General features: G+C 64.5%; 14 protein-coding genes and 1 tRNA gene. 6 read left to right on the plus strand and 9 right to left on the minus strand.

Going from position 1 to position 12,048, the window contains the following annotated elements:
• Positions 1–55: 55 nt before the first annotated feature.
• The 6 genes from WS46_RS12325 to WS46_RS33785 all read right to left on the minus strand — a co-directional run bounded on the left by WS46_RS12325 (position 56) and on the right by WS46_RS33785 (position 4,079).
• Positions 56–430 (minus strand): hypothetical protein, encoded by a 375-nt coding sequence (locus WS46_RS12325; protein WP_059531362.1) that lies wholly within the window; start codon positions 428–430, stop codon positions 56–58.
• Positions 431–654: 224 nt separating this feature from the next.
• On the minus strand, positions 655–909 hold the full coding sequence (locus WS46_RS12330) for a hypothetical protein (protein ID WP_059690690.1): 255 nt from the start codon (positions 907–909) through the stop codon (positions 655–657).
• Positions 910–965: 56 nt separating this feature from the next.
• A complete protein-coding gene (locus WS46_RS12335) occupies positions 966–1,268 on the minus strand; it encodes a hypothetical protein (protein ID WP_059531368.1) in 303 nt (100 codons plus the stop codon).
• A gap of 249 nt (positions 1,269–1,517) precedes the next feature.
• Entirely contained in the window at positions 1,518–2,531 is a 1,014-nt protein-coding gene (gene egtD / locus WS46_RS12340; RefSeq protein ID WP_059690691.1) for an L-histidine N(alpha)-methyltransferase, read from the minus strand.
• Positions 2,515–3,744, minus strand: coding sequence for an ergothioneine biosynthesis protein EgtB (egtB, locus tag WS46_RS12345; RefSeq protein ID WP_059690692.1), 1,230 nt, complete (start codon positions 3,742–3,744; stop codon positions 2,515–2,517). Before egtB ends, egtD begins: the two co-directional genes overlap by 17 nt.
• Positions 3,741–4,079, minus strand: coding sequence for a hypothetical protein (locus tag WS46_RS33785; RefSeq protein WP_156443127.1), 339 nt, complete (start codon positions 4,077–4,079; stop codon positions 3,741–3,743). The genes egtB and WS46_RS33785 overlap by 4 nt, the downstream gene beginning before the upstream one ends.
• 247 nt (positions 4,080–4,326) lie before the next feature.
• On the opposite strand from WS46_RS33785, the gene WS46_RS12350 reads away from it, so the two are divergent.
• Entirely contained in the window at positions 4,327–4,803 is a 477-nt protein-coding gene (locus tag WS46_RS12350; RefSeq protein ID WP_059602222.1) for a carboxymuconolactone decarboxylase family protein, read from the plus strand.
• Positions 4,803–5,684 carry a sigma-70 family RNA polymerase sigma factor gene (locus WS46_RS12355; protein WP_059690693.1) on the plus strand — a complete coding sequence of 294 codons (882 nt, stop codon included), beginning with the start codon at positions 4,803–4,805 and terminating at the stop codon, positions 5,682–5,684. Before WS46_RS12350 ends, WS46_RS12355 begins: the two co-directional genes overlap by 1 nt.
• A gap of 210 nt (positions 5,685–5,894) precedes the next feature.
• Here the strand turns inward: WS46_RS12355 and WS46_RS12360 are convergent.
• Positions 5,895–5,971: transfer RNA gene (locus WS46_RS12360), tRNA-Val, on the minus strand.
• A 694-nt stretch (positions 5,972–6,665) separates the two neighbouring features.
• On the opposite strand from WS46_RS12360, the gene WS46_RS12365 reads away from it, so the two are divergent.
• Both WS46_RS12365 and WS46_RS12370 read left to right on the plus strand, forming a co-directional pair.
• Positions 6,666–7,577 (plus strand): Imm72 family immunity protein, encoded by a 912-nt coding sequence (locus WS46_RS12365; protein ID WP_059690694.1) that lies wholly within the window; start codon positions 6,666–6,668, stop codon positions 7,575–7,577.
• Positions 7,568–7,891, plus strand: coding sequence for a hypothetical protein (locus tag WS46_RS12370; RefSeq protein WP_059690695.1), 324 nt, complete (start codon positions 7,568–7,570; stop codon positions 7,889–7,891). Before WS46_RS12365 ends, WS46_RS12370 begins: the two co-directional genes overlap by 10 nt.
• Before the next feature lie 657 nt (positions 7,892–8,548).
• Here WS46_RS12370 and WS46_RS12375 read toward each other — a convergent pair.
• Together WS46_RS12375 and WS46_RS12380 are read right to left on the minus strand one after the other, a co-directional pair.
• A complete protein-coding gene (locus WS46_RS12375; RefSeq protein ID WP_059690696.1) occupies positions 8,549–9,310 on the minus strand; it encodes an anti-sigma factor in 762 nt (253 codons plus the stop codon).
• Positions 9,307–9,825: a sigma-70 family RNA polymerase sigma factor gene (locus WS46_RS12380; protein ID WP_059531391.1), complete on the minus strand. Its 519-nt coding sequence runs from the start codon at positions 9,823–9,825 to the stop codon at positions 9,307–9,309. The genes WS46_RS12375 and WS46_RS12380 overlap by 4 nt, the downstream gene beginning before the upstream one ends.
• A 157-nt stretch (positions 9,826–9,982) precedes the next feature.
• On the opposite strand from WS46_RS12380, the gene WS46_RS12385 reads away from it, so the two are divergent.
• Entirely contained in the window at positions 9,983–11,071 is a 1,089-nt protein-coding gene (locus tag WS46_RS12385) for a catalase family peroxidase (RefSeq protein ID WP_059690697.1), read from the plus strand.
• Positions 11,068–11,601, plus strand: a complete 534-nt coding sequence (locus WS46_RS12390; RefSeq protein WP_059531397.1) for a cytochrome b — start codon at positions 11,068–11,070, stop codon at positions 11,599–11,601. Before WS46_RS12385 ends, WS46_RS12390 begins: the two co-directional genes overlap by 4 nt.
• Positions 11,602–12,048: the final 447 nt, after the last annotated feature.

Below are 12,048 nucleotides of genomic sequence, written 5' to 3' on the forward strand. Positions count from 1 at the left end.
CCCCGCCACGAAAAAGGGCGCCGAAGCGCCCTTTCTCCACATGCGTGCGCCGCAGTTACAGCGTGCGGCCGAATGCGTTGCGATGTGCGTGATGCGTGGACGTCGACGCATGCGCGGTATGGCCGTGCGTATGCGCGTGACCGTGACCCGGCTGCGTGCCTGCGCGATCGGCGATCGTGTCGGAGCGGTCGGCTGCGCGTGCGAGGCCCTTGTCGCGGTCGCCCGCGTGCACGCTGTTCGAGTTGCTCAGTGCTTCGCCGCTCATGTGGCCGGCGGACATGCCGCCCGCGTTGCCACCCATGCCGCCGGCACCGTGACCACCACCGTTGCCGCCACCACCACCGTTGCCGCCTGCTGCCGCATTCGCGGAAACGGCACCGAGTGCGAGGAGCGCGGCGGCCAGTACAGACAGATATCGTTGCGTTTTCATTGTTTGCTCCCTGGAGCGTGTTCGAATGATTGCATTCTAGGAACACGCGGTTTCCGCGCGACTCGACGTTGTAAATGATCGTAACGGTGCGCGAGATGCGCATTCGTCAGATCAATATGCGCTATGCCGGACGCGTGCGCGGACTGCGTGGCCGGCCGTCGTCGGACGAAGGGAGATGAAAGGCGGGAACGGCACCGTCTCGCCGTTTCCGCCGTTGTGCGCGCTTACTGCGCCGGCTGTACGCCCTGCGCGGCGGCCTTGCGCTGCGCCGCCACCTCCTGCTCGTGCTTCTTCGCCATGTGGTGGCCGACGATGCAGCCGCCGACCGCGCCGACCACGGCGTGATGTCCCGCGTAGTGGCCGGCGACGCCGCCCACCACCGCGCCCTTCATGCAGCCCGCCGCGTGCGCGCTGCCGATCGTTGCGAGCGCAACGACGACGGCCGCCGCGCACGACCTGATGTGTCGAATGGGCATCATGCGATCACTCTCCTCTTGTCGTCGTGATCAGTATTCTCGTGAGCCGGTCGCCCGGTTCAATTCCAGCGGCCGCGCCAGCCGTCGCCGTCACGCCAGGCGCGCTCGCGCCACTCGTGCTCGCGCCATTCACGGCGACGCCACTCGTGTTCACGCCATTGACGCGCACGCCAGTCGTCGTCGCGGTAACCCACCGGCGCGTACATCACCGGCGGAGGCGGCGCCACGTAGACCGGCGCCGGCGCCTCATAAACGCCCGGCACACCGATCCCGACCGACAGGTCGACATGGGCCGATGCGACACCCGAAGCTGCCAGCGCCGCTACACCGAGAACTGCACCGAGGATAAGTTTCTTGCTCATTTCGCGACTCCCTGCACGTGTCGTGCGTCATGTGACTACGGTTCGGAGTCTAGGCACGGGGCGCCGACACAGGTGAAACCGGTCTGCGAGACCGGTAACGGACGTTTACGGGGAGGCGCAAAGCCTTGCAGGACAAGGGTGGCGGGCGATTCGACACGCCGTTGCGACGGCGCATCGAATCGGCAAAGGCGGGAATTTTTGCCGAAAAGCGCGCCGGCGACGCACGCCGTGCGCGCCGATCGAACGACGTCACGCGCGGATATCGTCGACGCTGCGCAGCCAGTGCACGCTGAACAGATTGTCCGCGTCGGTCCACACGGTGTCGGGCTCGAAGCCCGCCCGGCGCGCGATCGCATGGAAGCCGTCGATCGTGAACTTGTGCGAGTTCTCCGTGTGGATGTGCTCGCCCGCCTCGAAGCGGAATGCGTGGCCACGCACGTGCACCGCTTGCGCGATATCGCTGACGAGATGCATCTCGATGCGCTGCCGTTCCCGGTCGTAAAACGCGTAATGCGAGAACGCGTCGAGATCGAAGTCCGCGCCGAGCTCGGCGTTCGCGCGAGCGAGGAGGTTCAGGTTGAACCGCGCAGTCACGCCCTGCGCGTCGTTGTACGCGCGATGCAGCGTGCGCGCGTCCTTGACGAGATCGACGCCGACCAGCAGGCCGCCGCCGCGCAACAGCCGCGCGGCGTCGCGCAGGAACGCGTCGGCTTCCTCGGGTGAGAAGTTGCCGATCGTCGAGCCGGGGAAGAAGCCGATGCGCCGGCGCGGCGTCTCCGTCAGTTCGGCCAGTTGCTCGGCCTTCGTGTAGTCGGCCGCGATCGGCGCGACGTCGAGCCACGGATACGCGGCACGCAGCCGCGCGGCGGCGCCGTGCAGGTAGTCGGCCGAGATGTCGATCGGCACGTAGCGCGCCGGCGCGTTCGCGTAGTTGTCCGCACACGCGTCGAGCAGCACGCGGATCTTCTCGAGCGAGCCCGCGCCGAATTCGACGATGTCCGCATGCGGGCCGACGCGCCGCACGATCTCGGCCGCGCGATCGCGCAGGATGCCGAGTTCCGTGCGTGTCGGGTAGTACTCGGGCAACTCGCAGATGCGGTCGAACAACGCCGAGCCGGCCGCATCGTAGAAGTATTTCGGCGAAATGCTGCGCGGCGTGCGCGACAGTCCGTCGATCAGATCGCGCTCGAACGCGCTCGGCCGCGAATCGCGGGCGGGTTGCAGGCCACCGCTCGTGGCCGTCAGATCAGACGTCTCGCGCAAGTCGCACTCCCGTGAATTGCCAGCGCGCGGCCGGCGGAAAGAAATTGCGGTACGTCGGCCGTTCGTGCCCCGGCGGCGTCGCGATGCTGCTGCCGCGCAGGACCTGCTGGCCCACCATGAACTTGCCGTTGTATTCGGCGGCGACTCCCGCGAGCGGCCGAAAGCCCGGATACGGCTCGTAGGACGAACGCGTCCATTGCCACACGTGCCCGAGCATCTGCTGAATACCGTCCGCGCCGACTGCGGCTTCCCATTCGAATTCGGTCGGCAGGCGTGCACCGGCCCACTCCGCGTACGCGGCCGCTTCGTAGAAGCTCACGTGACACACGGGCGCATCGGGCGCGAGCGGCTCCACGCCGTGCAGGCCGAACGCGCGCCATGCGTGTACGGTTTCCGGCTCACCGTCGTCGTCGGAAATCCAGTAAGCGGGCCCTCGCCACCCTTCCCGCTGCACCGTCGCCCAGCCGTCCGACAGCCAGTATTCAGGGCGTGCGTAGCCGCCGTCCGCGATGAAGGCCGCGAATTCGGCATTCGTCACGAGACGGTTCGCGATCTCGAACGGACGCACGAGCGCCGTATGGCGCGGCCGTTCGTTGTCGAACGAGAACGTGTCGCCGTCGTGGCCGATCTCGACGAGTCCGCCCGGCTGTTGCAGCCAGCGCAACGGGCCGGCATCGCCCGCGGCCAGGGCCGCATGCCCGTCGGTGCCATTGCGCGGCCGGAACGCGGGCTTCAGCGGGTTGCACGAGAATGCATGCAGCATGTCCGTGACGATCAGCTCCTGATGCTGCTGTTCGTGATGCAGGCCGAGTTCGATCTCGGGCGCGATCGCGGCGAGCATCGTCGGATCGGCGCCGTCGAGCGCGCGCAGCATCGCGTCGTCGACGTACCGACGGTACGCATGCACCTCGTCGAGCGACGGACGCGTGAGCAGCCCGCGCTGCGGCCGCGGATGGCGCGGGCCGAGCGCTTCGTAATAGGAATTGAAGAGGAACTGGAACGCGTCGTCGAACGGCGCGTAACCGCGCACGCGGCGCATCAGTACGACGGTTTCGAAGAACCAGGTCGTATGCGCGAGATGCCATTTCACCGGACTCGCATCGGGCATCGACTGCACGGCCTGGTCTTCGGCGGACAGCGTCGCCGTCAACGCGACGCTATGGGCGCGCACGTCCTGATAACGGCGCTGAAGCTGGGATGCAAGGAGGCTCATCGGTTTACCGTCCACGTCGCGATTCGCTGCGTTGCGTTGCCGGAAAAAGGAAAGCCTTGCGCTCGGATGCGCGCGGCTGACGTGCGACCTTCAATGCTGCGTCGTCGGGCAGCCGGCGCGCGCGCCGGGCCGCTGATGCGGTGACACTTCATCTGCCCGTGCAGAACAGTATGGGCCAGAAATGTGAACGTCGCGAATCGGATTTCGGGCGAAACGAAGACGAAAGACAAATGAAAGCACTCGCGCTTCGAGCGGCGGCGGCGTAACGAGCCGTCGATGCCCGTGATGGCGGGGCCGAGAGGTCGATCGCAAAGGGCATGCCTGCGCGTCGGCATTACCGTCGCCTCATGACAGCCGCGCGGCACGCATGAAAGGTCGACGACCGGGCACACCGGAGGGACGGCGTCACGCAGTCGATATCGGCCACGATCCGCACGTTGGCATCGCGGCCGTCGGTGCGATGTTCAACTGCCGTGCCCTCCGTGCGCTTCCCGGCTTTTGAAAAATTTTTCGCATCGATGTCACACGCGCGGAGGTCTCGCTCGTCATATCACCGGAACCCACACGAAAGGAGAAGGAACCATGACTGCGAAACTCAATCCGTTTGCCGCCGCCCCCGCGCTGATGAAGAACTGGATGGCCGTATCGGTCGCCGCTGCCGGGAGCCTCGAGCCGACCCTGATCGAGCTGGTCAAGATCCGCGCATCGCAGATCAACGCGTGTGCGAACTGCCTTAACATGCACACCGTCGAGGCGCGCGAGCAAGGCGAGACCGAGCAGCGCATCAACCTGCTGGCCGCGTGGCGCGAAGCGCCCTGCTACACCGACCGCGAACGCGCGGCACTCGGCTGGACCGACGCGCTCACGCGGCTGTCGGAGGGCCATGGCGCGCACGAAGCCGCGTATGCGGCGCTGAACGACCATTTCAGCCAGGAGGAACAGGTGAAACTCACGGTGATGATCAACGTGATCAACGGCTGGAACCGGCTGGCCGTCGGCTTTGGGCTGTGGATCGATCCGGCTGAAGCGAAAGCTGCTGCCGCGAAGATGGTGGCCTGATGACGGACCTCGATCCGGCCGCGGGCAGCACCGAAGACCGGGACGACGCTGCGGCGAGCTTCGATCCGCTGCGTCGCACGCTGATCCGCGTCGCGTACCGGATGCTCGGTTCCGTCGCGGACGCCGAGGACATCGTGCAGGAGGCGTTCATCCGCTGGATGGACGTCGATCGCACGGAGGTGCGCGTGCCCGAGGCGTTCCTGCGCCGCATGGTGATGCGCATGTGCCTCGATCAGCTGAAGTCCGCGCGGCACCAGCGCGAGACCTATATCGGCCCGTGGCTGCCGGAGCCGGTCGTCGAGGAGGATGAACAGGAGGACGTCACGCTGCCGCTGATGCTCGCGCTCGAACGGCTCTCGCCGCTCGAACGCGCGGCGTTTCTTCTGCACGACGTGTTCGGCCTCGAGTTCGACGAGATCGCGACGACGATCCAGCGTGACCCGGCCGCATGCCGGCAGCTTGCGGCGCGCGCGCGCACGCATGTACGCGAGGCGCGGCCGCGGTTTCATGTCGAGAAGCAGCGCGGGATCGAGCTGGCCGAGGCGTTCTTCGCGGCGTCACGCAGCGGCGACATGCGCGCGCTCGGCGCGATGCTCGCCGAGGACGTGAGCCTGCATTCGGACGGCGGCGGCAAGCGCTCGGCCGCGGGCAAGCCGGTGTTCGGCTTCGAGCGTGTGATGAAGGTGCACGAATACCTGGCAGAACTGTTCGCGACGCATGCGTCGACGCTCGTGCGGGCCGGGTTCGTCAACGGGTTGCCGGGTTTCGTCACGCTGGAGGCCGACGGCGAGTTGCAAACCACGGCGCTCGAGATCGAAGACGGGAAGATCGTCGCGATCTATGTCGTGCGGAATCCTGACAAGTTGAAGCATCTGCATTGATGCTTGACGAGCGGGGGCTTTGCGCCCTGTCTTGTCGATTGCTGGCTGCCGGTCTCGCATGTATCGCACATGAAGCATCGCGCGCATGCATTGGCTATTTCGACCGCAAAAAGAAAAACGCCACGCGATGTTGCCGCGTGGCGTTTGTATGTTGGCGAGCCGGATTGCCCGTAGGCAATGCGCACTGCCAGACCCCTTCATTTTGTTCGTTGGTAGGCTCGATTGGATTCGAACCAACGACCCCCACCATGTCAAGGTGGTGCTCTAACCAACTGAGCTACGAGCCTAAGAAGCCGCGAATTATAGAGAGGGTTTTTGAGGTGCGCAAGTCCCTTCGTGAAAATTTTTTGAATCGGGCGTGTGCGGGTGTCGAGGATCGATGGAGTCTCGCGATGCCGGGCACGTTGGCTTCACTGCTTCGCATCACAGTAAAACGTGTCGATGCGCTGTGATGTTATCCACATTGCCCTCTGGATAACCGTCCGGCAAGCCTCTGGATTCACAGTGGAACGATTGAGGATATGTCGGCGTGGCTGTGAATCGACGAAAAGTTGTTCTGTGCTTCACAGAGTTTTGCGTGTGCATCGCCGGTGGTTATGCGTTCCGATTCGTCTTGAAAATTCAGGGCGTTACGGAGGTTATCCACTGTGAGGCACCGAGCTTGTTAACTATCACTACGTATGTATACGAACTCTGTTAACACCTTTGGATAAGCACAGTCCGCCGACTGTGATCCGGGCACGGCATGCACTTCGTCCGGCAGACGGAGCAATGGAAGTCGAAGCCTGTGACCAGCTCGAACGCTCGTGTCTGTAGAATCGCCGGGGTTCAGAATCGTTGTCGGTACAAGAGCGATTGAACATGAGGTTCGATCCCGACGATCGATGAAGGCACCCGTCAATGTGAGGCTGGTGACAGGTATTGCTGGCTGCGCCGCAGATGCATATGCCCGATGTGGCCGCAGTTGCACGAGGATCCGTTATGACAAACACGCCACAGTCGCACGACATGACGGATGACACGACGCGGCGCAGGATCGTCTGGCTGCTTCAACGCCTGACCAGCTTTTCGCTCTGGAAGCGCAAGCGTGATGCGTTTGCGATCTTCGCGAATGAATATGAGAGCGCTGTGAAGAACCAGTCCGCGGATGATCCGGAGCCCATGCCGGCAAATAATCTGCCGATGATCTTCGAGATCCTTGCGGCCTACGATCGAGGGTTATCCGAGCTGGCCCGAGGGCACCGGTTCGTCTGGCGGCGCGGTGAGCCGCTGCAATATGCGGTTGCTCGGTACAACCATCTGAATGCGTATTTCTTCCCTCATCCGGATTACTGGGATCGGGGTGCGCAGGTTGCCCCGTACCCGCCGAAGGTCGATGCGCTTGTTCGACTGCTGCACGCATCGGAATACCAGATGGAGTATGCGCCGTTCGAGCCGGGATATACCGACCTCGCACAACTGTGCTCGGTTGGGCTGCTGCTTTCACCGCATGCATACGAACACAGCTTCTACACGCTGCCGTATCCGGTGTTTCCGGAGGACTTGCAGGAGATTCCGGAACCAGTCGGCGTGATGATCAAGTCCGGCGACAAAGTGCCTTGCGACGGCATCTGGGAACCCGTTACCGTCGAGCGATCGAAGTGGCTTGGCATCGTGCCGGTGGGCGGTTGCCGCGTGTTCCCGAACAGGGGGTGCTTCAATTACCTGGGCAGAGGAACGCGAGCGCCGAAGGTCAGAGATGCAATGGAGCTGGCCGTGCGCACGCGATGGCGCTTGCTGTGGGAAGACAGGCGTTACGTGGATGGCGTCATTCCCGACGAGTCGTCGTATTTTCTCGAGGCAGGCGCGAAGCCACCGGCAGCTTCGGGGAAACAGGTGACGCGATGCCGCTGATGAATTGCCTGTCCCACGGACATGTAGGCGGCGAGCTCGTGACGCGGACCGTATCCGACCTCATTAACGACCGCAGCAACTGGAAGGGCGGCCGTCGGATCGTCCCGCTGCTGCTCGTGCGGCACGAAATCGAGTATCCCGGCTACATGCTGGAATCCGAAGAGGCGAAAGTGCGCGAGCTGGGCGGTACGCACGAAGGAGGGGGTGTCTACCACTTTAACGACGACGAGTCGATGGAAGCAGCCATCGGACTACTGACGGCAACGTGTGCTGATTGCTTAAGGGAATTGATGGCCTTGCAGAAAGAAGCGTAAGTTGAGCGCAATGTCTCAGGGGGACGGATGGCCAAGCTGAATTTCGGGACCATCCGCCGGTGTTCCGTCGATCTCGATACCGCGACGCTGCTCGGTCTGAAGGCTGCCTATTCGTGTCCCCGGAAACCGGCGAGATTCTCGGGTCTTACTCGACCAAGTGACGTCCGTGCCGCCGTAGCGCCCGATGGTTGCGTGTGGACAATCGGCACGCAAAACAATCAGGAACGCTGTGCACCCCACCGGGCAACATTGATCTGAAGCGCCCGCGCGCATATGAACAACCCGAGAGCAGCCGAATCGAAATCCTGTGTACCAGCGCGGTGAGGGCGGCGTGGATATCCCCGCCCAAAGGCATTCGAAATGCTGTGCCCCTCAAGGGTGAGGGGTTCGACAAGAGATGGCATGCCAAGCCGTTGCGGCCGATGTGGATATCCCGCGCTGAAACGACGCCAAACCCTGTGACATCGAAAGCAAAGAAGGTGCGTCCATTCACGATTGCATCGCGACGATGTTCACGATGTGTATAACCACCGCGAAAGCGAATCCAAACGCTGTGGACCCGAACGGTGAGCGTGAGCGCCATCAGGCTGATCGAACCGCCTCGGCTGAACCGCAGGCAGCGCGTAACAGCCGCGCACCGGCCGTGCATAGCCCCGATCAAATCTGCTGATCGAGCGCCCGCACGACAGCCTGTTCCCCCAAATTATCCACCGGCCCGACCACCGCGAAGTTGAGCCCATTCACCGACCCATACCGCGCCAGCAACGACCCATCCACACGTTGCCCGGCTGGCAGCAGCCGATGTTTCGATTCCGCCGGCCGCAGATAGAAGCTCAGCGTCCGCCCGGCGTCGTCCTCATAAAGCACCATCGCAGCCGTCGCGCCGCTGTCCGTCGTAAACAACCGCCCGCCAACCGGCCGGAACCCGGCCGCACTCAAATCCGGCAGCCTCGCCGACGCCCCCATGCGCCGGGTGAGCCACGTCTGCAAATCCTTCGCACCCGTCGGCCGGAAATCCACCTTCGCGGTCTGATCGACCGCCATCATCCGGTAAGCCTCGACCGCATCGCTCATCGGCGCAATCGGCGGCGCCGCGTTCCACCCACGAGCTTGCCACCCGCCAAACGTCCCGAGCCCGATACAGAACACGAACGAAGCCGCCATCGCGAACCGCACCCGCGAGCGCTCCGCACGCTTCGCACGAATCGCGGCCGGATCGAGCGCAGGATTCTCGCCAGGCATCCGCACGCTCTCGAGCGCGGCCCGCAACCGCCGCGCATCCATCTGCCATTGCTTCACCTGTTCCGCGCTCTCCGGATGCAGCGCGAGATATCGCTCGACCGCGGCGCGCGCATCGTCGTCGAGCTGGCCGTCGACATAGGCCTGGAGATCGTGTTCGTCGGGACGGAGCGTGTTCATTTCATCAAGCGGAGAGAAGGAGCGGGAAGCTCGCCGTCGCTGAGCTGGCGCAGTGCCCGGCGCGCGCGGGAGAGTCGCGACATCACGGTGCCGATCGGCACGTCGAGCAGGTCGGCGACTTCCTGATACGTGAAGCCCTCGACCGCGACGAGCAGCAGCAGGCTGCGCTGCTCGTCGGAGAGCCGGCCGAACGCTTCGAGCGTCGCGCGCGCGGTTGCCTCGCGTTCGGCGGACGGCCAGTGCGCTTCGTCGTCGTCGCGAATGCGGCCGAGCAGCCACGCGTAGCGCTTCGCGCTGCGTTTGCCGTCGAGAAACTGCCGGTAAAGGATCGTGAACAGCCAGCTGCGCAGCGACGCGTCGTCGCGGCGGCTCGCCCAGCGCGACAGCGCGCGCTCGAGCGTCGACTGGACGAGATCGTCGGCCGCGTGGACGTCACGCGCCAGCCAGAGCGCGAAGCGTCGCAGCCTGGGGATGAGTTCGCGCAATGCGTCGTCGTCGGGGGCGTTTGAGGGCATGGCCGGGGCGCGAGCCGATAAGCATGGAGATGCCGTGTAGGACGCCGGTCGGCGCCGCTTATTCCGTCAGCATACGAAAAATTTCTTGATGGAATAAAGCGGCGCGGGTGGCGTCCTACACGCGTTCGACAATGATCTGACGATCGGGAGTGCATCCATGAAGCAATCTTCCTCTTCTTCGCCGCCGCGCGAACCCGGGCGCGGGTGGTGGCGCTGGGCCGTGATCGGCGGCGCGGTGGCCGGCGTGGCCGTGGCCTTCGGGTATGTTGGCGGCTGGCTCGCGCCGGCGCGTCTGACCCCGCACCGGCTCGTCGACGCGCTGCAGACGGCCGGCGGCGAGCATCCGGGTTTCCGGCGCAATCACGCGAAGGGCGTGTGCGTGACCGGTTACTTCGAAGGTAACGGCGCCGCGAGCGCATATTCCGTCGCGCCGTTCTTCAAGGCGGTGCGCACGCCCGTGGTCGGGCGCTTCGCGCTGCCGGGCGGGAATCCGTATGCGCCCGACAGCAGCGTGCCGATCCGCAGCCTCGCGCTGAAGCTCACCGCGCCGGACGGCCAGCAATGGCGGACCGGGATGAACGCGATGCCGGTGTTTCCGGTGGCGACGCCGAAGGCGTTCTACGCGCAGTTGCTGGCGACCCGGCCGGATCCGGCGACGGGTAAGCCCGATCCGGCGAAGGTGAAGGCGTTTTTCGGCGCGCATCCGGAGACGGCCGCATTCCGCGCCTGGGTGAAGGGTGCGAAGCCGAGCGCGAGCTACGTCACCGAAAGCTATTACGGGCTGAACGCGTTCTACTTCGTCGACGCCGCCGGCAAGCGCCAGGCGGTGAGGTGGCGCGTCGTGCCGGAGCAGACGACGGGCGCCGGCGACGTCGCGACGGCCGCGGATCCGAACGTGCTGCAGCAGGACCTGACGCGGCGCATCGCGGAGGGTGCGCAGAAGTGGAAGCTGCTGGTCACGCTGGCGGAGCCCGGCGACCCGGTGGACGACGCGACGAAGACCTGGCCCGCGCAGCGTACGACGATTGACGCGGGGACGCTCGTGCTCGATCGCGTGGAGGCGCAGGACAGCGGGCCGTGCCGGGACGTGAATTACGACCCGACGGTGTTGCCGCAGGGGATTCAGGTGTCGGAGGATCCGTTGCTGGCGGCGCGGTCCGCGGCGTATGCGGATTCGTATCTGCGCCGGACGAGTGAAGAAGCCGGCGTGGCCGGCGCGGCGCGACTGAGTGCGGAGGGACGATGATGAAGGCGACGACGACGTTTAGCTTGCCGGCGAGGCTGCTGCATTGGGTGATGGCCGCGATGATCGTCGCGATGCTGTTCATCGGGGTGGGGATGGTGGCGTCGGTTTCGGGGCGGCACGATTTCCTGGTGGCGTTGCACAAGCCGCTGGGGATTGCCGTGTTGGCGCTGGTTTGCGTGCGTATCGTGGTGCGGTTCGTATCGAAGCCGCCCGCGTTGCCCGAGGATCTGCCCTGGTGGCAGAAGGTTGCCGCGCATGGGTCGCATCTGGTGCTGTACGCGCTGATGCTCGCGATGCCGCTGATCGGGTGGGCGATGCTGTCGGCAGGCGGGTATCCGGTGACGCTGGGCGGTGGCGTGCAGCTGCCGGCGATTGTGTCGGCTGATCCGGTGACGTTCGCCTGGCTCAGGGTCGCGCATCGCGTGCTGGCCTATCTGTTCTTCTTGACGTTCCTCGCGCATTTCGCGGCGGCGCTGTATCACGGACTGATTCGGCGGGACGGCGTGGTGAGGGCGATGGTTGGGCGGTAATCGACGGAAGGTTGAGTTCGCTGCGGCGGGGCGGTTCACGGGCGACCGAGGGGCTGCTCCTGCCGTGTTGCTTATTATGACCGCGGCTGCGGCTCAGCGGCTCCCGGCATAGCACGTCAAAAATATTTCACAAAGGGGGTTGCGGAGACTGGGGCAGGTGCTTAGAATCACGCCTCTTTCGCGCTAACGGAAACGCAGCGCGGGGGGGAAGAAGGGAAGCGGTGCTGTTGAAGTCGGTTTTATCGACTCCAGTGCATACGAAATTAAACCGCAGTCGTCGCAATGAAGTAGTTAAAAAAGTTGTTGACGAGTTTTAAAAAACGGTTGATAATCTCGCTTCTCTGCTGCTGAAAACGCAGCGCTGCTGAGAAACTCCAGGTTTCTCGCAGAAATGCTCTTTAAAAATTAACAGCCGATAAGTGTGGGCGCTTGATGGCCGCGAGCTGA

This window comes from Burkholderia sp. RF4-BP95, assembly GCF_001521985.1.
In the GTDB taxonomy this organism is placed as follows: Bacteria; Pseudomonadota; Gammaproteobacteria; order Burkholderiales; family Burkholderiaceae; genus Burkholderia; species Burkholderia diffusa.